Source organism: Streptomyces sp. NPDC041814 (assembly GCF_055590565.1).
The window spans coordinates 49618-72951 of record NZ_JBVJAM010000007.1; the positions used below are offsets into that span (position 1 = coordinate 49618).

20 protein-coding genes are annotated in these 23334 nt (G+C 72.9%); 10 read left to right on the forward strand and 10 right to left on the reverse strand.

Going from position 1 to position 23334, the window contains the following annotated elements:
* Nucleotides 1-7: 7 nt before the first annotated feature.
* The 4 genes from ACZ6C6_RS18905 to ACZ6C6_RS18920 form a co-directional block, all read right to left on the reverse strand.
* Nucleotides 8-2866 (reverse strand): AfsR/SARP family transcriptional regulator, encoded by a 2859-nt coding sequence (locus ACZ6C6_RS18905; protein ID WP_469204136.1) that lies wholly within the window; start codon nucleotides 2864-2866, stop codon nucleotides 8-10.
* A gap of 111 nt (nucleotides 2867-2977) precedes the next feature.
* Complete coding sequence (locus tag ACZ6C6_RS18910) at nucleotides 2978-3196, reverse strand: DUF6458 family protein (protein WP_469204138.1); 219 nt, start codon at nucleotides 3194-3196, stop codon at nucleotides 2978-2980.
* A 123-nt stretch (nucleotides 3197-3319) separates the two neighbouring features.
* Nucleotides 3320-4618 carry a M18 family aminopeptidase gene (locus ACZ6C6_RS18915; protein ID WP_469204140.1) on the reverse strand — a complete coding sequence of 433 codons (1299 nt, stop codon included), beginning with the start codon at nucleotides 4616-4618 and terminating at the stop codon, nucleotides 3320-3322.
* A 128-nt stretch (nucleotides 4619-4746) separates the two neighbouring features.
* Nucleotides 4747-6573 (reverse strand): acyl-CoA dehydrogenase, encoded by a 1827-nt coding sequence (locus tag ACZ6C6_RS18920; protein WP_469204142.1) that lies wholly within the window; start codon nucleotides 6571-6573, stop codon nucleotides 4747-4749.
* A gap of 148 nt (nucleotides 6574-6721) precedes the next feature.
* Here ACZ6C6_RS18920 and ACZ6C6_RS18925 point away from each other — a divergent pair, with 148 nt between their 5' ends.
* The 3 genes from ACZ6C6_RS18925 to ACZ6C6_RS18935 all read left to right on the forward strand — a co-directional run bounded on the left by ACZ6C6_RS18925 (nucleotide 6722) and on the right by ACZ6C6_RS18935 (nucleotide 9452).
* Nucleotides 6722-7162, forward strand: a complete 441-nt coding sequence (locus ACZ6C6_RS18925) for an SseB family protein (protein WP_361036040.1) — start codon at nucleotides 6722-6724, stop codon at nucleotides 7160-7162.
* 175 nt (nucleotides 7163-7337) lie between these two features.
* Complete coding sequence (locus ACZ6C6_RS18930) at nucleotides 7338-8294, forward strand: pirin family protein (RefSeq protein ID WP_469204144.1); 957 nt, start codon at nucleotides 7338-7340, stop codon at nucleotides 8292-8294.
* 96 nt (nucleotides 8295-8390) lie between these two features.
* Nucleotides 8391-9452, forward strand: coding sequence for an AI-2E family transporter (locus tag ACZ6C6_RS18935; protein ID WP_469204146.1), 1062 nt, complete (start codon nucleotides 8391-8393; stop codon nucleotides 9450-9452).
* Here ACZ6C6_RS18935 and ACZ6C6_RS18940 read toward each other — a convergent pair.
* Nucleotides 9449-11563, reverse strand: a complete 2115-nt coding sequence (locus ACZ6C6_RS18940) for an ATP-binding SpoIIE family protein phosphatase (protein ID WP_469204148.1) — start codon at nucleotides 11561-11563, stop codon at nucleotides 9449-9451. The genes ACZ6C6_RS18935 and ACZ6C6_RS18940 overlap by 4 nt on opposite strands.
* Before the next feature lie 151 nt (nucleotides 11564-11714).
* Here ACZ6C6_RS18940 and aspS point away from each other — a divergent pair, with 151 nt between their 5' ends.
* The 4 genes from aspS to ACZ6C6_RS18960 all read left to right on the forward strand — a co-directional run bounded on the left by aspS (nucleotide 11715) and on the right by ACZ6C6_RS18960 (nucleotide 16490).
* Nucleotides 11715-13496 (forward strand): aspartate--tRNA ligase, encoded by a 1782-nt coding sequence (aspS, locus tag ACZ6C6_RS18945; protein WP_469204150.1) that lies wholly within the window; start codon nucleotides 11715-11717, stop codon nucleotides 13494-13496.
* Nucleotides 13497-13698: 202 nt separating this feature from the next.
* The gene (locus tag ACZ6C6_RS18950) at nucleotides 13699-14544 is read left to right on the forward strand and encodes a L,D-transpeptidase family protein (RefSeq protein WP_469204152.1); all 846 of its coding nucleotides are present in this window, start codon (nucleotides 13699-13701) and stop codon (nucleotides 14542-14544) included.
* A gap of 99 nt (nucleotides 14545-14643) precedes the next feature.
* Nucleotides 14644-15297, forward strand: a complete 654-nt coding sequence (locus tag ACZ6C6_RS18955; protein WP_469204689.1) for a response regulator transcription factor — start codon at nucleotides 14644-14646, stop codon at nucleotides 15295-15297.
* Nucleotides 15294-16490: a sensor histidine kinase gene (locus ACZ6C6_RS18960; protein WP_469204154.1), complete on the forward strand. Its 1197-nt coding sequence runs from the start codon at nucleotides 15294-15296 to the stop codon at nucleotides 16488-16490. The genes ACZ6C6_RS18955 and ACZ6C6_RS18960 overlap by 4 nt, the downstream gene beginning before the upstream one ends.
* Here the strand turns inward: ACZ6C6_RS18960 and ACZ6C6_RS18965 are convergent.
* On the reverse strand, nucleotides 16439-17773 hold the full coding sequence (locus ACZ6C6_RS18965; protein WP_469204156.1) for a VWA domain-containing protein: 1335 nt from the start codon (nucleotides 17771-17773) through the stop codon (nucleotides 16439-16441). The two genes, ACZ6C6_RS18960 and ACZ6C6_RS18965, sit on opposite strands and share 52 nt — an antisense overlap.
* Nucleotides 17774-18040: 267 nt before the next feature.
* Between ACZ6C6_RS18965 and ACZ6C6_RS18970 the strand changes: the two genes are divergently transcribed.
* Nucleotides 18041-18448, forward strand: a complete 408-nt coding sequence (locus ACZ6C6_RS18970) for an RNA-binding S4 domain-containing protein (protein ID WP_469204158.1) — start codon at nucleotides 18041-18043, stop codon at nucleotides 18446-18448.
* 3 nt (nucleotides 18449-18451) lie between these two features.
* Here the strand turns inward: ACZ6C6_RS18970 and ACZ6C6_RS18975 are convergent, their stop codons facing one another.
* Nucleotides 18452-19417, reverse strand: coding sequence for an NADP-dependent oxidoreductase (locus tag ACZ6C6_RS18975; protein WP_469204160.1), 966 nt, complete (start codon nucleotides 19415-19417; stop codon nucleotides 18452-18454).
* A 42-nt stretch (nucleotides 19418-19459) separates the two neighbouring features.
* Nucleotides 19460-20350 (reverse strand): hypothetical protein, encoded by an 891-nt coding sequence (locus tag ACZ6C6_RS18980; RefSeq protein ID WP_469204162.1) that lies wholly within the window; start codon nucleotides 20348-20350, stop codon nucleotides 19460-19462.
* A 121-nt stretch (nucleotides 20351-20471) separates the two neighbouring features.
* Here ACZ6C6_RS18980 and ACZ6C6_RS18985 point away from each other — a divergent pair, with 121 nt between their 5' ends.
* On the forward strand, nucleotides 20472-20870 hold the full coding sequence (locus ACZ6C6_RS18985; RefSeq protein WP_469204164.1) for a hypothetical protein: 399 nt from the start codon (nucleotides 20472-20474) through the stop codon (nucleotides 20868-20870).
* Nucleotides 20871-20962: 92 nt separating this feature from the next.
* Nucleotides 20963-22090: a MerR family transcriptional regulator gene (locus ACZ6C6_RS18990; protein WP_469204166.1), complete on the forward strand. Its 1128-nt coding sequence runs from the start codon at nucleotides 20963-20965 to the stop codon at nucleotides 22088-22090.
* A 56-nt stretch (nucleotides 22091-22146) separates the two neighbouring features.
* On the opposite strand, the gene ACZ6C6_RS18995 is transcribed toward ACZ6C6_RS18990, so the two are convergent.
* The gene (locus ACZ6C6_RS18995) at nucleotides 22147-22569 is read right to left on the reverse strand and encodes a universal stress protein (protein WP_093708017.1); all 423 of its coding nucleotides are present in this window, start codon (nucleotides 22567-22569) and stop codon (nucleotides 22147-22149) included.
* A gap of 109 nt (nucleotides 22570-22678) precedes the next feature.
* A complete protein-coding gene (locus tag ACZ6C6_RS19000; protein ID WP_469204168.1) occupies nucleotides 22679-23332 on the reverse strand; it encodes an FMN reductase in 654 nt (217 codons plus the stop codon).
* Nucleotides 23333-23334 lie beyond the last annotated feature (2 nt).

Consider the following 23334-nt stretch of genomic DNA (forward strand, 5'->3'; position numbering starts at 1 on the left):
GTCCGGATCAGCCGTCCGCCGTCAGGCGGCGGGCCGCCTCGGTGTGGCGGCGTACGTGGTCCGGGCTGGCCGTCACCCGGAGCAGTGCCTCCAGGGCCCGGACCGCGCCCTCGTCGTAGCCGGCGCGCTCCGCCTCCGAGGCCGCCTCGTCCAGGAGCCGGATGCCCTCCTCCTCCGCTCCCAGGGCGAGGCGGGCCTCGCCGCTGACGGACAGCAGCAGCACCCGGCGGGCCGCCTCCTCGTGCTCGGGGCCCAGGTCGAAGGCGGTCCGCGCGGATTCCAGGGCGTCCTTGGGGCGCCCCGCCGTGAGCTGCATCCGGGCCAGGTGCTGGAGCGCGAGCATCTCGGTATGCGCGTCGGGCTCCTCCCTGGCCAGTTCGAGGGCTCGCTCGCAGCCCTCCATCGCCACGTCCAGGCCGCCCTGCTCGGCCTGGACGATGGCCAGGTTGATGAGCGCCGTCGCCTCGCCGAGCCGGTCCCCCGCCTGCCGGGCGAGTCCGGGCGAGGGCTCCAGCGTGGCGACGGCCTCGCCGGTCCTGCCCTCCTCCGTCAGCACCCAGCCGAGCAGGTTGCGGACCCGGGACTCGGCGTACGGGTCGTTCCGGGCGACGGCGGCCGTCAGGGCGAGTTCCAGCACCGGAGCCCAGCCGTCGCGCACCCGCCACACCACGTGCGGCCACTGGAGCAGGATGATGCGCCAGGCCCGGTCGTCGAGCCCGGCGGCCCGGGCCGCGGCGGCCGCCAGGGTCAGGTCCTCGCGCTCGGTGGCGAGCCAGCTCATCGCCTCCGCCCGGTCCGTGAAGTCCCGGGTCGCGGTGGGCGCGCGGAAGTCGTCGGGCAGTACAAAGCAGGGCTCGCCGCCCGGTTCGGCCGTGTCGGCGGCGGCGAGCGCGGTCGCGATGTAGTGGTCCAGCACGCCGATGAGCGCGTCCGGCGCCGCCGCCGCGTCGAGCCCCCGCGCGTACAGCCGCACCAGGTCGTGCAGTACCCAGCGGCCGGGGCCCGCCTCGGTGACCAGATGGGCGGCGGCGAGCCGTTCCAGCGCCGCCCCGGCGGTGACCGGGTCGCTGCCGGCGAGCGCGGCGGCGGTGTACGGGTCGAAGTGGCTGCCCGGGTGGTGGCCGAGCCGGCCGAGGTGGTGGACGGCGTCCGGCGGCAGCTGCTGCACGGTGAGCCGCAGGGCGGCGGACACGCCGGTGTCCTCGACGTCCAGATAGGACAGCCGGCTGCGCTCGTCCGCGAGTTCGTCGGCCATGGCGGCCAGCGTCCACCGCGGACGGCCCGCCAGCCGGGCCGCCGTCACCCGCAGGGCGAGGGGCAGCCCGCCGCAGAGCTCGGCGAGCCGCCGGGCCGCCACCGGTTCCGCGAGGACCCGTTCCTCGCCGAGGACCCCGGCCAGCAGCGCGGTGCCGTCCGTCGGTTCGAGTATGTCCACCGGGACCGGGACGGCCGCGTCCGAGGCGATCAGCCCGTCGAGCCGGTGCCGGCTGGTGACCAGCGTGACGCAGTCCGCGCCCCCTGGCAGCAGCGGCCTGACCTGCGCGGAGTCGCGGGCGTTGTCCAGCACGACGAGGAGGCTGAGCCGGTCGGTGAGCGAGCGGAACAGGGCCGCCGCGCCGGCCACGGACTCCGGCACCCGGCGGGGCGCGACGCCGAGCGCGAGCAGGAACTCCCGGAGCACTTCGAGCGGGGTCGGCGCGGCGGTGTCCCCGAATCCGCGCAGGTCCGCGAAGAGCCGCCCGTCCGGGAAGGCGGCAGGCGTCCGCCGCGCCCAGTGCAGCGCCAGTGCCGTCTTGCCGACCCCGGCAGGCCCGGTGACCAGGCACACGGGTGCCTCCCCGGCCGCGGCCCGCGACAGCGCGGTCAGCTCGGCGCCCCGCCCGTGGAACCCGCGCGGCGCGCGCGGGAGCAGATCGGCGACCGGTGCCGGGACGCCTCCGACGGCGTACGGGGAGGGCGGGACGTGCGTCGGCGCGACGGCCGCCCTGGGCGCGATCACCTGCGTCCCGCCGGTCCCGTGCGGTGCGGCGGGGCCACCGCGGGTGGAGGCCCCGCCGGGCACGGGCCGGCCGCCCTGCTTACTGCCGCCCGTGTCGTCCCCGTCGGTGCCGGGCGCGCCCGCGCCCCCCTCCCCACGCAGAATGCGCGCATACGCGTCCGCCAGTTCGCGGCCCGGGTCGATGCCCAGTTCGTCCGCGAGCAGGCGGCGGGTGCGGTGGAAGCAGTCCAGGGCCTCGGACTGCCGGCCCGAGCGGTAGAGGGCGGTCATCAGGGCCGCCGCCAGGGATTCGCGCAGCGGATGGGCGACGGCCTCCGCGCGGAGGACCGCCGCCGCACGGTGGTGTTCGCCCAGCTCCCCGTACGCGCGGGCCAGTTGCTCGACCGTCGAGAGGCGGGACTCCTCCAGCGCGTGGGCGGCCGCCTGGAGCGGGGCGCTCGCGAAGGTGCCGGTGAGGGCGGGCCCCTGCCAGAGCGACAGGGCCTCCTTCAGCATCAGCACCGTGTCGGCGGGGTCCCGCTGCTCGCGGGCCAGCATCAGCAGTTCCTCGAACCGCTGGGAGTCCAGCAGGGTTTCGGGCGCCCGGAGGACATACGCGTCGCCGAGGGTCGCCAGCTCGACCCCGTACGTCTGCGCGTCCGCGCCGACCAGCAGGGCGCGCAGGCGGGAGACATGGCCCTGGATGACCGTGCGGGCGTGGAGCGGCGGCTCCTCGTCCCACAGACAGCCGGTCAGCCGTGCCATGGACACGGGGGTGTTGGCGTGCAGCAGCAGGGCCGCGAGCAGGCTGCGGCGCTTGGCGGGGCCGAGGGGCAGCGGTCCGGTCAGCGTGTCGACGCAGACGGTACCGAGCAGCCGGAACTCCACGAGCGGCTCCCCTTCCGGGTCTGACGCGCCCGGTTCCGGGTCACGGACAAGTGCCCAGAATATCGGGGATTCCGCCGTGGTGTTCCGGGGGTGTGGCCGGATCGCCCCCGGTCACAGGTGTCGTTCGTCGTCCGAGACGACCGTCGTCGTGGGCGGCACGACCATGCGGCGGCGCCGGATGACGCTCGCGTAGACGAAGACGCCGATGACACCGACGATCATCATGATCCAGCCGACCAGGTCGACGTTGACGCTGTCCATGTGCCAGTCGGTCGCGAAGGCGAGGATCGCCCCCGCGCCGATGAGGAGAATGCATCCGCCGAGTCCCATGAGTTCCGCCTCCCAGGCGGCCCGGGACCTCCGGGCCGTGTATGGAGCGCGTACCCGGGCCGGCAACGAGCATGCGCGGGCGAGAGGTTGGGAACCTCCCGCCCGCGTGGGCGCGCCCGGGCGTCAGCCGGCCAGGAAGGCCGCCAGCGCGTTCGCGAGGAGGTACGGGTCGTCCGCGCCGCACAGCTCACGGGCGCTGTGCATCGACAGGATGGCGACGCCGATGTCGACGGTCCTGATGCCGTGCCGGGCGGCGGTGATCGGACCGATCGTCGTGCCGCAGGGCATCGCGTTGTTGGAGACGAACGTCTGCCACGGCACGCCCGCCTTCTCGCAGGCCGCGGCGAACACGGACCGGCCGCCGCCGTCGGTGGCGTACCGCATGTTGACGTTGACCTTGAGGATCGGTCCGCCGTTGACGACCGGGTGGTGCGTGGGGTCGTGGCGCTCCGCGTAGTTCGGGTGGATCGCGTGGCCGGTGTCGGAGGAGAGGCAGACCGTGCCGGCGAAGGCGCGGGCGCGGTCCTCGTAACCGCCGCCCCGGGAGAAGACCGAGCGCTCCAGGACCGTGCCGAGCAGCGGTCCGTCCGCGCCGGTGTCCGACTGCGAGCCGTTCTCCTCGTGGTCGAAGGCGGCCATCACCGGGATGTACGGCAGCTCTTCGTCGGGCTGTCCGGCTACGGCGGCGAGCGCGGCGGTCGCCGCGTGCACCGAGAGCAGGTTGTCCATGCGCGGCCCGGCCAGCAGCTCGCGGTCGCGGCCGAGGTAGGCCGGCGGCTCGACGGGGTGCGGCATCAGGTCCCAGCCGGTGATGTCCTCGGCGTCGACGCCCGCCTCCTCGGCGACGAACCGGATGAGGTCGCCCTCCTCGACGTCCCCGAGCCCCCAGATAGGCTGCATGTGCTTCTGCCGGTCCAGCTTGAGCCCGTCGGTGTTGGCCGACCGGTCCAGGTGCACGGCGAGCTGCGGTACGCGCAGCAGCGGGCGGTCGATGGAGACCAGCCGGTCGCTGCCGTCGCGCAGCGAGATCCGGCCCGCGAGACCGAGGTCGCGGTCGAGCCAGGTGTTGAGCAGGGTGCCCCCGTAGATCTCCACGGCGATCTGGCGCCAGCCGTACGCCCCGGTGTCCGGAAGCGGCTTGACCCGCAGGTTCGGGGAGTCGGTGTGCGCGCCGACGATCCGGAACGGGGTGTGCGCCGCGGCGCCCTCCGGCACGTACCAGGCGACGATCGCGCCACCGCGCAGGACGTACTTGCCACCGGTGGTTCCGTCCCAGGCCGCGGTCTCCTCCACCTGCCGGAATCCGGCCTTCTCCAGCCGGGCGGCGGCGGTGGCCACGGCGTGGTACGGGGAGGGCGAGGCCATCAGGAAGGCCATCAGATCGTCGGTGTGCCCGCGGTCGAAGCGGAGGGAGGAACTCATGTTCTTCACTGTAGCCAGACGTGGCCGAAAGGATTCCCTGTCACCCCCCGGCCCACCGCGCCCATCATGCGGCCGCCGCCCCCGGAAACGGATCCGGGGACGGCGGCGGGCAGACTGCGGGACGACGCCTAGAAGGCGGCCTCGTCCAGCTCCATCAGGGAGTTGTCGACCGACTCGGCGAGAGCGCGCTCGGCGCCGACGCCCGGGAGGACGTTCGCGGCGAAGAACTTCGCGGCGGCGATCTTGCCCTGGTAGAACGGGACGTCCTTCGCGGAGGCCGTCGGCAGCTTCTCGGCGGCCACGGCCGCGCCCTTGAGCAGCAGGTAGCCGACGACGACATCGCCGGAGGCCAGCAGCAGGCGGGTGGTGTTGAGGCCCACCTTGTAGATGTTCTTGACGTCCTCGCCGGTCGCGGTGAGGTCGGTGATCATCGTGCCGACGATCGCCTCCAGGTCCACCGCGGCCTTCGCGAGGCTGTCCAGCGCGCCGGACAGCTCCTCGTGGTCCTGGGCACCCGCGAGGAACTTCTTGATCTCCTCGGAGAGCGCGTTGAGCGAGGCGCCCTGGTCGCGGACGATCTTCCGGAAGAAGAAGTCCTGGCCCTGGATGGCCGTGGTGCCCTCGTACAGGGTGTCGATCTTGGCGTCGCGGATGTACTGCTCGACCGGGTACTCCTGGAGGTACCCGGAGCCGCCGAACGTCTGGAGCGACTGCGCCAGCTGCTCGTACGACTTCTCGGAGCCGTAGCCCTTGACGATCGGGAGGAGCAGGTCGTTGAGGCCGTGCAGCGCCTTGGCGTCCTCGCCCGCGGCCTCCTTCTCCTGGATCGCGTCCTGGACGGAGGCGGTGTAGAGGACGAGGGCGCGCATGCCCTCCGCGTACGCCTTCTGCGTCATCAGCGATCGGCGCACGTCGGGGTGGTGCGTGATGGTGACCTTCGGCGCGGCCTTGTCCATGAACTGCGACAGGTCGGTGCCCTGGACGCGCTCCTTGGCGTACTCCAGCGCGTTCAGGTAGCCGGTGGAGAGCGCGGCGATGGCCTTCGTGCCGACCATCATGCGGGCGAACTCGATGATGCGGAACATCTGGCGGATGCCGTCGTGCTTGTCGCCGATGAGCCAGCCCTTGGCGGGGTGCCGGTCGCCGAACGTCATCTCGCAGGTGTTGGACGCCTTGAGGCCCATCTTGTGCTCGACGTTCGTCGCGTAGACGCCGTTGCGCTCGCCCAGCTCGCCGGTGGTCCAGTCGAAGTGGTACTTCGGTACCAGGAAGAGGGAGAGGCCCTTGGTGCCCGGCCCGGCGCCCTCGGGGCGCGCCAGCACGTAGTGGAGGATGTTCTCCGACATGTCGTGCTCGCCCGAGGTGATGAAGCGCTTCACGCCCTCGATGTGCCAGGAGCCGTCCTCCTGCTCGACGGCCTTCGTGCGGCCCGCGCCGACGTCGGAGCCGGCGTCCGGCTCGGTCAGCACCATCGTCGAGCCCCACTGCTTCTCGACGGCGATCTCGGCGATCTTCTTCTGCGCCTCGTTGCCCTCCTCGAAGAGGATGCCGGCGAACGCCGGGCCCGAGGAGTACATCCAGACGGCCGGGTTCGAGCCGAGCAGCAGCTCCGCGTAACCCCAGATCAGGGAGCGGGGCGAGGTGGTGCCGCCGATCTCCTCCGGCAGACCGAGGCGCCAGTACTCGGAGTCCATGAAGGCCTGGTACGACTTCTTGAACGTGTCGGGGACCGGCGCCGTGTTGGTCTCCGGGTCGAAGACCGGCGGGTTGCGGTCGGCGTCCGCGTAGGAGTCGGCGAGCTCGTTCTCGGCGAGGCGGGCGACCTCTTCGAGGATGCTCTTCGCCGTGTCGACGTCCATCTCCGTGAACGGTCCGGTGCCGTACAGCTTGTCGCGTCCGAGGACCTCGAAGAGGTTGAACTCGATGTCGCGGAGATTCGACTTGTAGTGCCCCATGGGAAGGCTCCGTAATCAATAGCAGTGGCGCGCAGCGCCCCGTGGAGGGGTGGCCCGGACATATCAGGTGACCTCTACGATGATGCTACCCGCCAGTAATAAGACGCAACCCCCTGAGCCCCGGATGTGGCCGATTACTCTTTGTCCCATGTACGGCTACGACCAGAACCAGGGCGCGCAGCAGCCGATGGGGGGCGGCTACGGCGAGCAGCCGCTGTACCCCGAACCCTCGCCGCCGTCGCTGGGTGACGCGGTACGGGCCTTCACGACCGGCTCGCTGTCCGCCGAGGACTTCCAGCAGATCTTCGCGACCTCGAAGGTCTACTGCCCGCGCGGCGACAATCCGGGCTTCCTCGCGCTGCACAACACCCAGCAGCCGGTGATCCCGATGTTCACCACGCTCAAGGAGCTGCGGCTGTACGCGGGCAAGGACTCCAAGTACTTCGTGATCACCGGCGCCGAGGTGATCGATCTGCTGCCCACCGGCTACGGCTTCGTGCTGGACATGGAGGGCGAGCACCGGATGGTCTTCGACGCCAAGGCCGTCGAACAGATGGTCGATTTCGCGATGCGCCGCATGTACGGCTAGACGTCATGGCCGCGCAGGCGGCTGATTCACCGCCCGAGGCTTCGGAAGGGGCCCGTGTCGCTCTCGGCACGGGCCCCTTCCGGCTGTCCGGCGCGCGCGGGAATGAGTGGCGCCTTGCAGGATGTTCACCATTCAACTAAATTGGTGGCAGTACCGTCCCCCGGAGGTGGCTCCCATGCCCGCAGTGACCGTCGAGAATCCGCTGACCCTGCCCAAGGTGGTCGCTTCCGGCGACGCCGCGGCCCGCCCCGTCCTCGCCGTGACCACGGCGCCGAGCGGCTTCGAGGGCGAGGGCTTCCCGGTCCGCCGCGCCTTCGCGGGGATCAACTACAAGTACCTCGACCCGTTCATCATGATGGACCAGATGGGTGAGGTGGAGTATGCGGCGGGCGAGCCGAAGGGCACGCCCTGGCACCCGCACCGCGGCTTCGAGACCGTGACCTATCTGATCGACGGCAGCTTCATCCACCAGGACTCCCACGGTGGCGGCGGCACCATCGGCAACGGCGACACGCAGTGGATGACAGCAGGGAGCGGCCTCCTGCACATCGAGGCGCCGCCGGAGTCCCTGGTCATGTCCGGCGGCCTCTTCCACGGCCTCCAGCTCTGGGTGAACCTGCCGAAGGCCGACAAGATGATGGCCCCCCGCTACCAGGACATCCGCGGCGGCCAGGTCCAGCTGCTCGCCTCGCCGGACGGCGGCGCGCTGCTCCGCGTGATCGCCGGTGAGCTGGACGGCCACGAGGGTCCCGGCATCACCCACACCCCCATCACGATGATCCACGCCACCGTGCGCCCCGGCGCCGAGGTGACGCTGCCCTGGCGCGAGGACTTCAACGGCCTCGCGTACGTGCTCGCGGGGCGCGGCACCGCCGGTGCGGAACGCCGCCCGGTCCACATGGGCCAGACCGCCGTCTTCGGTGCCGGCTCCTCGCTGACCGTGCGCGCGGACGAGAAGCAGGACGGGCACACCCCGGACCTGGAGGTCGTCCTGCTCGGCGGCCGTCCCATCCGTGAACCGATGGCGCACTACGGGCCGTTCGTGATGAACAGCCAGGCCGAACTGAAGCAGGCCTTCGAGGACTTCCAGGCCGGCCGCCTCGGCACCGTGCCCGCCGTCCACGGCATGTGACCCGCGCTCCCGCCCGCGCCGCCGGCCTGTGACGCTCCGTCACTCGTACGGCGGCGCGGGCGGGACACCGCCGCCGGGCCGTGATCGGCTGGACGGGTGCAGACCCCGAAGCCACTCCTGCCCGAGGGCGCCCGGCGGACCGCGGCCTGGTGCGGCGTCGTCCTGCTGGTCACCGGTGTCGCCGCCGTCGCCGTCTGGCTGTGCATCGTCTTCAAGACCGCCGTCACCCCCGTGCTGCTCGCCCTGCTCGGTACGGCGCTGCTCGGCCCCGTCCACCGCCGGATGACCCAGCACGGGGTGAACCGTTCGGTGGCCGCCGGGGTCACCTGCGCGGTGCTGGTCGCCGTGGTCGGCGGCGCCGGATACATCGTCGTCTCCGCGCTGGTGGAGACCGGTGACCAGATCGTCCAGTCACTGAAGGACGCCGGGCAGTGGGTGACCGACCACTTCCAGGTCGCGGACGACATCGACCTGAACGACCTGGAGGCCAGTGGCCGCAAGCTGGTCGAGAAATTCGGCGCGACCGCGGCGGGCGGGCTCCTCACCGGCATCAGCGTCGTCGGCTCCCTCGTCGCGACCGCCGTCCTGGCTCTGCTGCTGACCTTCTTCTTCCTGCGCGACGCGGACCGGGCCGTGGGCCTCGCCCACAGCATCGCCCCGCGCGGCACCGGCGACATGGTCGAGGCGATGGGCCGCCGGGCCTTCGAGGCCGTCGAGGGCTTCATGCGCGGGACGACGCTCATCGCCCTGATCGACGCCGTCTGCATCACGATCGGGCTGCTGATCCTGCGGGTACCGGGCGCGGTGGGGCTCGGGGCGCTGGTGCTGGTCGGGGCCTACATCCCGTACCTCGGGGCGTTCATCTCCGGGGCCGTCGCCGTGCTGGTGGCCCTCGCGGACCGGGGGTTCGTGATCGCGCTCTGGGCGCTCGGGGTGGTCCTCGCCGTGCAGGTGCTGGAGGGCCACGTCCTCCAGCCGATGATCCAGAGCCGTACGGTCCAGATGCACCCGGCGATGATCCTCATCGCCCTGACGGCGGGCGCGAGCGTCGCGGGCATCCTCGGGATGCTGCTCGCGGTCCCGCTCTGCGCGGCGGCCTTCGGCATCATCGGCGAACTCCGCGGGAGCGGCCGGACCGCGCCGGAGGACGGCGTCTAATCCGGCTCCAGGTCCGGGAAGGCCGGTTCCGGGTGCTCGGCCTCGTTCAGCTCGAACCAGATCGACTTGCCCGCACCCCGCGGATCGACGCCCCACTTGTGCGCGAGCATCTCCATCAGCACCAGGCCCCGGCCGCTGGACGCCATCTCACCGGGCCGCCGCTTGTGCGGCAACTCGTCGCTGCCGTCGGACACGTCCACCCGCAGACACCGTTCCCCCGGCGTCCCGGTGGCCTGGGCGACCATCAGCGCGTCCCCGTCCGTGTGCACCAGGACGTTCGTGGCCACCTCGGAGAGCAGCAGCACCGCCGCGTCGATCTGATCGGGGTCCGCCCAGTCGTGCAGCAGCTCCCGCAGCAGCTGCCGGGCCGTCGAGATCCGCTCCGGTTCGGCCTGGGCGATGGACAGCGCGGTCCGGCGGGGCGCGGGCGGGGAGGTGACGGAGCCCTCGCGCCGCAGCAGCAGCACCGCGACGTCGTCCTCGCGCCGGTCCGCGAGCGGCCCGGTCGTGTAGTGCGAGCCCGGCCCGTGCACCGCCTGCACCAGCGCGTCCGCCAGCTTCTCCAGGTCGCCGGTGTGCCGTTCCAGGATCGGCCGGAGCCGGGTCCAGCCGGTCGCGAGGTCGTGGCCGCCCGTCTCGATCAGCCCGTCCGTGCAGAGCATGATGGTCTCCCCGGCCTCCAGCACGACGCGGGTCGTCGGATAGTCCGCGTCCGCCTCGACGCCCAGCGGCAGCCCGCCCTCGGTCGGCCGGATGACGGCGGTGCCGTCGGCGGTCATCACCACCGGGTCCGGGTGGCCGGCCCGTGCGATCTCCAGCACGCCCGTCTCCGGGTCCGCCTCCGCGTACAGGCAGGTCGCGAAGCGTGCGGCCGTGGCCTCGTCGTCCTCGCCCGGGTCGGTGAGACCGGAGAGGAAGCGCGAGGCGCGCGCCAGCACCGCGTCCGGGCGGTGCCCCTCGGAGGCGTACGCGCGCAGAGCGATCCGGAGCTGGCCCATGAGGCCCGCCGCCCGCACGTCATGGCCCTGGACGTCGCCGATCACGAGGGCGATGCGGCCGCTGGGCAGCGGGATCAGGTCGTACCAGTCGCCGCCGACCTGGAGGCCGCCACCCGTGGGCACATAGCGCGCCGCCACGGTCATCCCCGGGATGTCGGGGCCGAGCGACGGCATCATCGTGCGCTGGAGGCCCAGCGACAGCTCCCGCTCGGTGTCGGCGGCGCCCGCCCGGTCCAGCGCCTGGGCGAGCATCCGGGCCACCGTCGTCAGCACCGACCGCTCGTCCGGCGAGAACGCCACCGGATGCCGGAATCCGGCCATCCAGGTCCCCATCGTGCGCCCGGACACGATCAGCGGCAGAAACGCCCAGGAGCGGCGTCCGAACCGCCGGGCCAGCGGCCAGGTGGCGGGGTAGCGGGCCCGGTAGTCCTCCGGCGTCGGCAGATAGATCGCCCGGCCCGTCCGCACGACCTCGGTGGCCGGGTAGTCCGTGTCCAGCGGCATGTCCGTGAAGGGCCCCTCGTCGCTGAGGGAGTGCCCGTGCTGCCCGACGACCGTCAGCCGCTCGCCCTCGACGCCGAAGACCGCGAGGCCGTCCGGCGAGAACCCGGGCATGGAGAGCGAATAGGCGACCCGCAGCACCTCCGTGGTGGACCCGGCCTCGGCCAGGGCGCGCCCCGCGTCCAGCAGGAACGCCTCGCGGGAGCGCCGCCAGTCACCGGTGATGGCGGTGTGTGTCCCGGTGGTGCCCGGCGGGGGCTCGGCGACCTCCTGGAGCGTGCCGACGAGCACGTAGTCCTGGCGGCCCGCGCCGGCCGGGACCGGCTTGGAGCGGCTGCGCACGGTGCGCAGGACCCGGCCGCTGCCGTCCACGATGCGCAGCCGGGCCTCGGCCAGGGTGCCCTCGGCCACGGCGAGGTTGATCACCCCGGCGATCTCGTTCCAGTCGACGGGGTGGAAGCGGGAGCGGACCTCCGATTCGCGGAGGACGCCGGGCTCGGCGGGCAGCTCAAGGAGACGGGCGGCCTCCGCGTCCAGCGTGACCGTCCCGGCTCCGTTGTCCCAGCGCCACAGCCCGGTCGCGGTCGCGGCCAGCACGTCCTCGGTGCGCATTGCCCCACTTTAAACCGGCATGCGGCGCAAGGTCACGGGTGCGGCCTCGCGGACGATCTTGGTGCGGACAATGACAATGAAACGCTCCGGCCGCGAGCGGTAGCCTGGGAGGGCTGAATTTCCCCCAACCGCGAAGACTGGATGAACGACGATGCATCGGTACAGGTCCCACACCTGCGGCGAGCTCCGCGCCTCTGACGTCGGCACCGACGTCCGGCTGAGCGGCTGGCTGCACAATCGCCGAGACCTGGGCGGCATCCTCTTCATCGATCTGCGCGACCACTACGGTCTCGTGCAGCTCGTCGCCCGTCCCGGCACACCGGGCAACGAGGCCCTGGCGAAGCTCACCAAGGAGACCGTCGTCCGGATCGACGGCAAGGTGTCCGCGCGCGGCGCCGAGAACGTCAACCCCGACCTGCCGACCGGTGAGATCGAGATCGAGGTCTCCGAGGTCGAGGTGCTGGGCGAGGCCGGCCCGCTGCCCTTCACGATCAACGCCGAGGACGGCGTGAACGAGGAGCGGCGCCTGGAATACCGCTTCCTGGACCTGCGCCGCGAGCGCATGCACCGCAACATCATGCTGCGCTCCGCCGTGATCGCCTCGATCCGCTCCAAGATGGTGGCCCTCGGCTTCAACGAGATGGCGACGCCGATCCTCACCGCGACCTCCCCCGAGGGCGCCCGTGACTTCGTCGTCCCCTCCCGGCTGAACCCCGGCAAGTTCTACGCGCTGCCGCAGGCCCCGCAGCAGTTCAAGCAGCTGCTGATGATCTCCGGCTTCGACCGCTACTTCCAGATCGCGCCCTGCTTCCGCGACGAGGACGCCCGCGCCGACCGCTCGCCGGGCGAGTTCTACCAGCTCGACGTCGAGATGTCCTTCGTGGAGCAGGAGGACGTCTTCCAGCCGATCGAGAAGCTGATGACCGAGCTCTTCGAGGAGTTCGGCAACGGCCGCCACGTCACCTCGCCGTTCCCGCGCATCCCGTTCCGCGAGTCGATGCTGAAGTACGGCAACGACAAGCCCGACCTGCGCGCCAAGCTGGAGCTGGTCGACCTCTCCGACGTCTTCGCGGACTCGGAGTTCAAGGCGTTCGCCGGCAAGCACGTCCGCGCGCTTCCGGTGCCGGACACGGCGGGCCAGTCCCGTAAGTTCTTCGACGGCCTCGGCGAGTACGCGGTGGAGCACGGCGCCAAGGGCCTCGCCTGGGTCCGTGTCGGCGAGGACGGCACGCTGGCCGGGCCGATCGCCAAGTTCCTCACCGAGAACGACGTCAAGACGCTCACGGAGCGGCTCTCGCTCGTCCCGGGTCACGCCGTCTTCTTCGGCGCGGGCGAGTTCGACGAGGTCTCCAAGATCATGTCCGCCGTCCGCGTCGAGGCCGCCAAGCGGGCCGGCCACTTCGAGGAGGGCGTCTTCCGGTTCTGCTGGGTCGTCGACTTCCCGATGTACGAGAAGGACGAGGAGACCGGGAAGATCGACTTCTCCCACAACCCCTTCTCGATGCCCCAGGGCGGCCTGAAGGACCTGGAGGAGAAGGACCCGCTGGACATCCTCGCCTGGCAGTACGACATCGTCTGCAACGGCATCGAGCTGTCCTCCGGCGCCATCCGGAACCACGAGCCCGAGCTGATGATCAAGGCGTTCGAGATCGCCGGCTACGACCGCGAGACGGTCGAGAAGGAGTTCGCGGGCATGCTCAAGGCGTTCCGCCTCGGCGCCCCGCCGCACGGTGGCATCGCCCCGGGCGTCGACCGCATCGTGATGCTGCTCGCCGACGAGCCGAACATCCGCGAGACGATCGCCTTCCCGCTGAACGGCAACGCCCAGGACCTGATGATGGGCGCGCCCACCGTCCTGGAGGAGGCCCGCCTCCGCGAGCTCAACATCCAGCTCCGCAAGCCGGCCGCGCCGGCGAAGGACGCGCAGAAGTAGTTCCGCCTGTTTCACGTGAAACAGCCCCTGGCCGCCACTGGCCGGGGGCTGTTCGCGTGACGGGCCGCGGTCGGTTCCGAAAAGGCACACGAATCACCTGAACGGTTACGGCCGGATGGGCTCCGCCCCGGATTGGGCGGTGCCGCGGGCGGCAATGACTGGGTGGGCCGACACCGGCGCACCCACTGCTGAGGAGCCCTCCGTGCCCGTGCCCCCTTCGCACGCACCCCTGCGCCTGCCGCACGTCGTCTGCTCCCTGGTCCTGCTCGTGCTGCTCGTCGGCTGCGGGGCGGGTGGCTTCGCCGGTACGGAGATGAGCGGTGCCGCCACCGAGCAGGCGCGGATCAAGGGCGTACCGGGACCCCCCGGCGCCGCCGCCTCCGCCGCCGGGGAGCCGCGACAGGGGGCGCCCGCGCCGGTGCCGCCCGCGCCGGCGGCCTCGCCGCAGCCCGCGGAGCTCCCCGGCCTCGGGCCGAAGACCCGGGCGGCGGTCCCGGCCACGGCCCGGCAGGCGTTCGTGGTGACCGGGGATTCGGTGGACTCCAACCGGTCGACCGCCGTCCTCTACACCCGGGACGGGCCCGCCGGGCCGGGCTGGCGGGCCACGCTGGGCCCCTGGCCCGCTCACAACGCCCTCAACGGCTGGACCGGCGAGCACTGGGAGGGCGATCTGCGCTCACCCATCGGCGTCTTCACCCTCACTGCGGCGGGCGGCCGCCTCGCGCCCCCGGACACGGCCCTGCCGTACGACCTGAGCCCGGACTTCGCCGTGACGGGCGAGGGGTTCCACGGGGAGCCGCTGGAGGGCTCCTTCGACTACGTCGTCGCCATCGACTACAACCGCCTCCCCGGCACTTCCCCGCTCGACCACACCCGCCCGCTCGGCGAGGAGCGCGGTGGCGGGATCTGGGTGCACGTGGACCACGGGGGCCCCACCCAGGGCTGCGTCTCGGTCACCGAGGACCGGATGAAGGAACTCCTGGGCGCCCTCGACCCGGCCATGGAGCCCGTCATCGTGATGGGGGACGCGGAGTCGCTGGGCCGCTGAACCGCCCCGGCCGGAGAGCTTTGCGAAACCTCCCTTCCCGTATCAAGGACGCATCCTGGGAGGGAGTGGACACGCATGCACGAGGCGAGGGACATCACGATGCGGGTACTGGTCGCCGAGGACGAGGAAATTCTCGCCGAGCTGGTCGCCACCGGGCTGCGGCGGGCCGGTTTCGCCGTCGACACGGTGTACAGCGGTGATGCCGCGCAGGCGTACCTGGGGCTGCACGACTACGACGTGGTCGTCCTGGACCGCGATCTGCCCCGGGTGCACGGCGACGACGTGGCGCGGGGGCTGGTCGCCTCCGGCTCCCGGACCAGGATCCTGATGCTGACGGCCGCCGGGTCGATGGAGGACCGGGTCGCCGGGCTCGACCTGGGCGCCGACGACTATCTCGGCAAGCCCTTCGAGTTCCCGGAGCTGGTCTCCCGCGTACGCGCCCTGCGGCGGCGCAGCTCCCGCCCGGTACCGCCGCAACTGGAGCGGTACGGCATCCGGCTCGACACCGTACGGCGGTCGGCGACCCGGGACGGGCGGGACCTGGACCTGTCGCCGAAGGAGTTCACCGTGCTCCAGCTGCTCCTGGAGGCGGACGGCGGGACGGTCAGCGCGGAGGAGCTGCTGGAACGGGCCTGGGACGCCAACGCCGACCCCTTCACGGGCGCCGTCCGGGTCTGCATGAGCAAGCTGCGGAGCAAGCTCGGCGAACCGGCCGTGATCCGTACCGTCCAGGGCGTGGGGTACGCGCTGTGAAGCGCTCGGTCCGGCTGCCGCCCTCCACGATCAGGACCCGCATCGCCCTCGTCTACGGCGGGGTCTTCCTGGTCCTCGGCACGGCCCTGCTGGCCACGGTCAACCTGGCTTCCCGCGCCGGTACGGACTCGCAGGCGCGTGCCATCGCGGACACCGCCGTCGTGGTCCAGCCCGGCTACGCGGTCAACGGACCGCTCGTCAGCCGCCACCGGCTCGGGCCGCCGACCGTCTACGACCTCACCGACCATGTCAGCGACGCGGCCGGACACCAGCTGCTGATCTGGTCCGCCGCCGCGCTGCTGGTGATGACGGCCTGCGCGGTGGGCGTCGGCTGGTGGACGGCGGGCCGGGTCCTGCGGCCCGTCCACGCCATGACCGCCAAGGCGCGCAAGCTCTCCGCGCACACGCTCCACGAGCGGATCGCCTCCAGCGGGCCCGACGACGAGCTGAAGGAGCTGGGCGACACACTCGACGCGCTGCTGGCCCGGCTGGAGCGGGCCTTCGACAGCCAGCGGCGGTTCATCGCCAACGCCTCGCACGAGCTGCGCACCCCGCTGGCCACCCAGCGTGCGGCGATCCAGATCGGTCTGGACGATCCGACGCCGGAGGACCTCGACCGGACCCGGCAGACGCTTCTGGACAACAACCGGCGCAGCGAACGGCTCATCGACGGGCTGCTCGTGCTGGCCCGCAGCGAGCGGGGGCTCGACAAGAGCGAGCGGGAACCGGTGGATCTGGCCCGGGTGGTGGCCGAGGAGGCGGCCCGGCACCCGGGCGTCCGGCTCGACACCCGGCCGTGCCCGGTGCGCGGGAACCGGCTGCTGCTGGCCCAGCTGGTGGCGAACCTGCTGGCCAACGCGGTGACGTACAACGTGCCCGGCGGAGGCGTCGACGTGTCGGTGGTCCCGGCCGGTGGCGGGGTCCTGCTGGAGGTCCGCAACACCGGCCCCGTGGTGGACGCGGCGGACATCCCCGGGCTGTTCGAGCCGTTCCGCAGGGGCGAGGGCAAGGACCGGATGGGGCCGGGCTCGGGGCTCGGTCTCTCGATCGTGCGGTCCATCGCACTGGCCCACGACGGTACGGTCACGGCGGTGCCGGGCCCCGGGGGCGGGCTCGCCGTGACCGTACGCCTGCCGGCGTCTCAGGAACGCGTGGCCACCCACGCGGGGAGCGCGGCCAGCAGCTCGCGGTAGAACGTCGTGTCCGGGACCTCGCGGGGGGCGGGGCCCGCGTGGAAGAAGCCGGTGTTCGGGGCGTCCAGCTTCCGCAGGAAGTCGAAGCCCTTGGCGTCCTTCTCGCCGAACGCGACGAACTGGAAGAACAGCGGCAGCCGGGCCGCCGCGTCGAGCGCCTGGCGGGCGGCCTGCCGGACGTCCGGGGGCCCGTCCGTCTGGAAGACCACCAGCGCGGGGCCGGTCGCCCCGGACTTCTCGTAGTGCGCGACGACCTCCTCGACCGCGCGGTGGTAGTTCGTCCGGCCGAGGCGGCCGAGGCCCGCGTTGAGCGTGTCGATCCGGCCCTCGTGGCCGTCCAGCTCCACCGTGCCGGTGCCGTCGATGTCGGTCGAGAAGAACACCACCTGCACCGTGGCGCTCTCGTCCAGGTGCGCGGCGAGCGCGAGCGTGCGGTCGCCCAGGTGCTGCGCGCTGCCGTCCTTGTAGAACGGGCGCATGGAGCCGGAGCGGTCCAGGACCAGGTAGACGGTGGCGCGCAGCCCGGTCAGCCCGTGCGCCTTAAGCCCGGCCTGAGCCGCCTTGTACGCCCCTGCCAGCTCGGGCGCCCGCGCCTTGACCTTGGCGAGCGTGAGCGCGGGCTTGCCGCCTGCGGCTGGGGCGGCCGGGGCCGCCTCGGGCTCCGGGTCCATGTCGATGACGATCGGCGCGGGGGCCTCGGCCTCGGCGGCCGGCTCGGGCACCGCGACGGGCTCCGGCTCGGCCACCGGCTCTGCGGCGGCCTCCGGCTCGGGGGCCGCCACCGGCTCCGGCTGCGGGGTCTCGCTCGCGACGACCGGCTCGGGGGCCGCGACGGGCTCTACGACCGGCTGAGTTGCCTCCGCCTCGGCAGCCTCGGCAGCCTCGGCAGCCTCGGCCACCGGCGCCTCGGGCTCCGCGACGGGCGCGGGGGCATCGGCCTCGGCCTCGGCGGCCGGTTCGGGCACCTCCGGCTTCGCGACCTGCTCGGCCGCCTCCGGCTCCGCAGGAGCCACCGCGTCCGGGCCCTTGCCCTGGGCCGGGACCGTGGGCGTAGCAGGGTTGTCGAAGGCCGCCGCCACCAGGTCCGACGCCTTGGCGTCCCCGTCCCCGTCCTCGTCGGACGACGCGGGGGCGGGCACCGAGACCGTGACGGGTGCCTCGGCCGGCTCCGGCTCCGTGGCACTCGCGTGCTGGCCCTGGGGCGGGACCGTGGCCGTCGTCGGGTCGTCCTGGTCCGTGCGGTCACGGCCGAACACCTTGCGCAGCAAGCTCCGAATGCCCATGGGCGAGCCTTTCGCGTGAGTTGGGTGCGATGAATGTCCGTACTGCGGGAATTGATCCCTGGCCAGGGCGGATACGTAAGGTTAGCGGCCGGAAAAGGCCGTTCGGCGGCACGGCCCGCATGTGGGACAACCGAGAGCGAACCGAGCCCGGACCGAGTCCTGCGGCCCCGTAAGGGCGTTCACCGCACTCGCACGTCACCTGCACCGCGTAGGCGTCGAGTTGACGTGGGAACACACGGCCCGGGCCCACCGCATACAGTCGGACGCATGGTTTCGGGTGAGGCTCCGCAGACGGAGGGCAGTGTCCGGGTCGATGTCTGGATCTGGTCGGTCCGGCTCACGAAGACCCGGGCGCAGGCCGCTGCCGCCTGCCGTGCGGGTCATGTGAAGGTCGCGGGCGAACGCGCCAAGCCCGCGCAGCCGGTGCGCGTCGGTGACGAGGTACGGCTCCGGCACGCGGGCCGGGACCGCATCGTCGTCGTGTCGAAGCTGGTGAAGAAGCGGGTGGGCCCGCCCGTGGCCGCCGACTGCTTCGTCGACAACAGCCCGCCCCCGCCGCCGCGCGAGGCAGCGGTCCAGGTCCCGGTACGCGACCGGGGCGCGGGCAGGCCGACGAAGCGGGACCGCCGCGAGATGGACCGGCTGCGCGGAACGGGCCCCGGCCCGGTGGAGTAGTCCTCAGCCGTGGCCGGGCGCGTGCACCACGATGACCGTCTTGCCGCGCGCCCCGCCCGCCCGGTTGCGGGCCAGGGCCGGTGGCGCCTCCTCCAACGGCAGTTCGGCGTCGACGGGCACGCGCAGGACGCCGTCCGCCGCGCCCGCCGCCAGCACGTCGAGCAGGACCGGGCTCGGGTCGAGACGGAAGTCGACGCCCCTGACGGCCTCGGGCAGCCGGGCCCCGGCGGCGGCGCCCCGGGTGGAGAGCGCGATGCCGCCCGGCCGGACCGCCGCCGCGTACGCCGCGAACGCGTCCGGGGACGCCGACGCCAGGTCGGCCAGCGCGTCGATGCCGTCCGGGCAGGCCCTCCGCAGCGCGTCGGCGGGCGGGCCGTCCGTCAGGTCCACCGAGGCGGCGGCGCCCAACGACCCCATCCTGGACCGCTCGTCACCGCGCACCGCCGCGATGACGCGGACGTCCCGGGCCCGGGCGAGCTGGGTGAGGCAGCAGCCGACCCCGCCCGCCGCCCCGACGATCAGCAGGGTCTCGTGGCCGCGCAGCGCGACCGCCTCCAGGATCTGGGCCGCGGCCATTCCGGCGGACGGCAGCGCGGCGGCGGCCCTGGGGTCGAGGCCGGGCGGCACGAGGGCGATGGCGGAGTCCTGGCCCACGCACATGTACTCCCCGTACGAGCCGCACACCTCCGCCACGTCCGCCCGCCCGAAGACCCGGTCCCCCACCCGGAAGCGGTTCTCGCCGCCGCCGATCATGTCGACGCGGCCCGCGTAGTCCACGCCGACGACGAACGGGAAGGACCGGGGCGCCGGGGCCAGTCCGCCCGCCGAGCCGTCCGTGATCTGCCAGTCCAGCGGGTTGAGCGAGGCGTATTCGATCCGCACCCGGACCTCGCCGGGCCGGGGTTCCGGTTTGGGCAGCTCGACCAGGACCGGCTCGGCCCGCAGCGCGCTGACGGCGATGGCTCGCATCCGTACACCTCCCAGTCGGGCCGCTCCGGCGGAGCGGCCGCGTCATTCCGCCGGCGCGGGCAGCACCCGCTGGGCCCAGATCCGGGCCGCGACCGCGCACACCGCGACGGCCAGGCCCAGGCCGAAGACGACCCACACCGTGGTGCGCAGCGAGGAGGTCAGCGCGTCGTAGACGGCCGCGGCGGCGCCGGTGTCGCTGTCCGGGACCTCGTCGAGTACCCGGTCACGGGCCAGGGCCAGCAGCCCGCGCAGCACCAGCGCGCCGAGCGCGAAGCCCGCGCCCGCCACGGCGGTGCCGGCCAGCGCGGCCGTCGTCCGGGCCCGGCGGCCGGGTCCGCCGCGCATCCAGGCGAGCGCGACGGCGAGCAGTGCGAAGACGAGCGTGCCCACGGCCGGCCACACGCTCGCGGTCCGCAGCCACTGGAAGCTCTGCCGCAGCTGGTCCGCGCGGTCGGCGGAGACCAGCTGGATGTCGGTGTGCTGGACGGGAATCTGATCGGCGAACGGCACCCCGTTGTCCATCAGGTTCTGCTTCACCTGCTCCGTGACGGGCGCCAGATCGATCGTGACGCTCTCGCCGCTCTGCCCGTCCAGCGCGGCGGTGACCGTCTCGTGCGCGGTGCGGTTGGCGGCGGTCCAGGCGTCCTGGAAGGCCTCCGTGGTGGTGAAGGACCCCACGGCCTGGTGCAGGAACCGGCGCACGGTGCTCTGGAGCGGCCCGACGTCGATCTGCTTCATCGCGCTGTCGGTGATCAGGTCGGCGACGGTGTTCTGCACGTCCGGGTCGTCCGCGAGCGGGGCGACGGCGGCCACGTAACGGTCCGTGTCGTCGATCTCCAGGTCGACCCAGGCGGACAGCGCGCTCAGCGGCACCAGGACGGCCAGCAGCACCACCAGTACCGCCGACAGGGCCACCGAGAAATACGTCCGCACCCCTCCAGGGAATCCCGGATGGCTCCGGGGCGCCCCGGGCCGTGGGCCATCCGAGTTGCCGGGCGGCCGGACCAGGTGTGCTCTGGAGGGAAAGCGGGGGTGACGGAAGGAGCTCTCTGCCATGGCCGCACAAGCTTCGGTGCCGGTACGCGGAAGGCATGCGATGCCCGCCCGGCACCGCCCGGTCCTCAGCTGGGCCGTCCCGGTCACGCTGGGCGTCATCATGGGCTGCTACGCGACCGCGATCGTCCGCGGCGGCGGGGTCCTCACGGGCACCCGGCTGGCCCTCGGGCTCGTCTCCGGTGCCGTGCTCGCGGTGCTCTGCTTCGGGCTCGGCCGCATCCAGAACCGGCTGCCGCGCGAACTGCGGGCCGCCGCGTACGGGGTGCTGACCGGCGGTTCGATCGGCTTCCTCTACAGCCTGTCCGGCGCGAGCATCCTCTCGGCGTCGGTGCTCGGGCTGATCCTCGGGCTCGGCGGACTGCTCGCCGCGTACTACTACTTCTACACACGGGAGTGAGACCCGCTCCCACCCGCACGTCAGCGATCCTTGACCTTCTCCCCGGGGGAAGGCCAAGGATCGAGTGTGCCGGGGCGGGAAGTCCGCCCGGTATGAGGAGGCGTGCGGTGACGGAGGACGGGCACGGGCGGGGCCCCGGCGCGGAGCTGGTGACGATCGGGGCGTTCGCCCGGCTGTCCCGGCTCTCCGCGAAGGCGCTGCGCCGCTACGACGAGCTCGGTCTGCTCCCGCCGGCCCTGGTCGACCCGGTGAACGGCTACCGGTACTACGACCCGGCCCAGGTGCGGGCGGCCCGGCTGGTGGCCTGGCTGCGCCGGATCGGGATGCCGCTCGCCCGGATCAGGGAGGTGATCGCGCTGGACACCGGCGCGGCCGCCGCGGCGATCCGGGCGTACTGGGCGCGCGTCGAGGCGGAGACGGCCGCCCGCCGTGACCTCGCGGCCTTCCTCATCGACCAGCTGTCGACGGAGGACGTCATGACATCGGTGGGCACACTCGGAATCCGCTACGCGGCCCGCACCGACACGGGTGCGGTGCGCGAGACCAACCAGGACGCGGCCTACGCGGGGGCCCGGCTGCTCGCGGTCGCCGACGGGTTCGGCGCGGGCGGGGCGGGGGCCAGCACGGCCGCGATCGAGGCCCTGAAGCCGCTCGCCCCGGGCGCGGTCCCGGCGGCGGAGCTGCTGAACATCCTGCACGACGCGGCGGACCGGGTGGCGCTGGCGGTGCGGGACGCGGTCGCGGGGAGGGGTGGGGGCGGGGCGCCGGAGGAGTCGGGGACGACGCTGACCGCGATGGTGTGGACGGGCTCGCGGCTGGGCCTGGTGCACATCGGGGACTCGCGGGCCTACCTGCTGCGCGGGGGCGAGCTGTTCCGGATCACGCACGACCACAGCCTGGTCCAGTCGATGATCGACGACGGTTCGCTGACGGAGGAGGAGGCGTTCTCGCACCCGCAGCGGGCCATGCTCCTCAAGGCGCTGTCCGGGGACGGCCCGTACGGCGGGCCGGATGTGGACGTCCGGGACGCGCTGCCCGGCGACCGCTACCTGCTCTGCTCGGACGGCCTCTCGGCGGTCGTCGACGGCGGGGAGCTGGCACGGGCACTGGCCGGGGCGGACGGCCCCGGGACCGCCGTGGGCGCGCTGATGGAGCTCGCGGAGGCGGCCGGTGCGCCGGACAACGTGGCGTGTGCGGTGGCGGACGTCGTGGAGCTCTGAGTACGCGGAGGGCCCCGCACCACGCGTGGTGCGGGGCCCTCCGGCTGTCCGGCGGGTCAGGCGCGGACGACGGTCACCGGGCACGAGGCGTGCTGGGTGACGTGCAGGCTGACCGAGCCGAGCAGGGTCGCCTTGAAGCCGCTGTACCCGCGTGCCCCCACGACCAGCAGATTCGCGCCCTCGGCCCGGTCGAGCAGGGCCTGCGCCGGGTTGCCGATCACGACGACCTTGCTGACGGCGGCGGCGCCCTGTGCGCCCAGCGCCTCCTCCAGGGTCTCGGTGAGTGACACCGTGGCCATGGCCTGGGGGTCGAAGTCCTCGGGGAGGCCGGGCATCATCGACGCCCAGCTGGTCGCGGGGTACTCCCAGCTGTTGACGGCCTCCACCGTGTCACCGGTCAGCTCCGCCTGGCGTACGGCCCAGTGCAGTGCCTTGACCGACGACTCGGAGCCGTCGACGCCCACCACGATCCTGCCCATCTCTTCCTCCAGCTGGGTTCTGCGGTTGTCCTCGGTCCCACTCGCACACGTCTTCCCGTACGACTCTATTCAAAACGGGCAAAACGGCGATTCTCGGGGGTCCGGACGGTCAGGCCGGGCGCAGGGCGGCGAGCTGCTGCTCGAACGGGACCACCTCGTCGTCCAGCCCGGGGGCCCTGGACGCGCCGGAGACCGCCCGGCCGCCCGTGACGGCGTCGGCCAGCTCCCCGCCCGCGCGCCGGATGCGGGCGGGCAGGCCCTCGGTGTAGTCGTCGCCGGACGCGCCCCAGTCCTCCGACGCCGCGTAGACCGAGGTCGGCAGCGTGACGGCGCGCAGGTAGGCGAAGAGCGGGCGCATCGCGTGCTCCAGGACCAGCGAGTGCCGGGGGGTGCCGCCGGTGGCGGCGACGAGTACGGGCTTGCCGGTCAGGGCGGTGTTCTCGACCAGGTCGAAGAACGACTTGAACAGTCCGCTGTACGAAGCGGTGAACACCGGGGTGACCGCGATCAGGCCGTCCGCCACCGTCACCGCCGCGAGCGCGTCCTCCAGGGCGGGTGGCGGGAAGCCGGACACCAGGTGGCTCGCGATGTCCGCGGCGAGGTCGCGGAGCTCGATCACCCGGACGTCGACCCGGCGGTCCTGCCCGGCTTCGAGCCGCTCCCGGGTGGCGGCGGCCAGCCGGTCGGCCAGCAGCCGGGTCGAGGACGGGTTGCTGAGGCCGGCCGAGACGGCGACGATCCTCACGGGTTCGGTGGCGAACACGG

Excerpts from the sequence above, each read along its gene's own strand:
- ACZ6C6_RS18910 (WP_469204138.1), bottom strand. The coding sequence starts at position 3,196 with ATGGGACTCGGCGGATGCATTCTCCTCATCGGCGCGGGGGCGATCCTC.
- ACZ6C6_RS18915 (WP_469204140.1), bottom strand. The coding sequence starts at position 4,618 with ATGAGTTCCTCCCTCCGCTTCGACCGCGGGCACACCGACGATCTGATG.
- ACZ6C6_RS18920 (WP_469204142.1), bottom strand. The coding sequence starts at position 6,573 with ATGGGGCACTACAAGTCGAATCTCCGCGACATCGAGTTCAACCTCTTC.
- ACZ6C6_RS18925 (WP_361036040.1), top strand. The coding sequence starts at position 6,722 with ATGTACGGCTACGACCAGAACCAGGGCGCGCAGCAGCCGATGGGGGGC.
- ACZ6C6_RS18930 (WP_469204144.1), top strand. The coding sequence starts at position 7,338 with ATGCCCGCAGTGACCGTCGAGAATCCGCTGACCCTGCCCAAGGTGGTC.
- ACZ6C6_RS18940 (WP_469204148.1), bottom strand. The coding sequence starts at position 11,563 with ATGCGCACCGAGGACGTGCTGGCCGCGACCGCGACCGGGCTGTGGCGC.
- aspS (WP_469204150.1), top strand. The coding sequence starts at position 11,715 with ATGCATCGGTACAGGTCCCACACCTGCGGCGAGCTCCGCGCCTCTGAC.
- ACZ6C6_RS18955 (WP_469204689.1), top strand. The coding sequence starts at position 14,644 with ATGCGGGTACTGGTCGCCGAGGACGAGGAAATTCTCGCCGAGCTGGTC.
- ACZ6C6_RS18965 (WP_469204156.1), bottom strand. The coding sequence starts at position 17,773 with ATGGGCATTCGGAGCTTGCTGCGCAAGGTGTTCGGCCGTGACCGCACG.
- ACZ6C6_RS18970 (WP_469204158.1), top strand. The coding sequence starts at position 18,041 with ATGGTTTCGGGTGAGGCTCCGCAGACGGAGGGCAGTGTCCGGGTCGAT.
- ACZ6C6_RS18975 (WP_469204160.1), bottom strand. The coding sequence starts at position 19,417 with ATGCGAGCCATCGCCGTCAGCGCGCTGCGGGCCGAGCCGGTCCTGGTC.
- ACZ6C6_RS18985 (WP_469204164.1), top strand. The coding sequence starts at position 20,472 with ATGGCCGCACAAGCTTCGGTGCCGGTACGCGGAAGGCATGCGATGCCC.
- ACZ6C6_RS18990 (WP_469204166.1), top strand. The coding sequence starts at position 20,963 with ATGAGGAGGCGTGCGGTGACGGAGGACGGGCACGGGCGGGGCCCCGGC.
- ACZ6C6_RS18995 (WP_093708017.1), bottom strand. The coding sequence starts at position 22,569 with ATGGGCAGGATCGTGGTGGGCGTCGACGGCTCCGAGTCGTCGGTCAAG.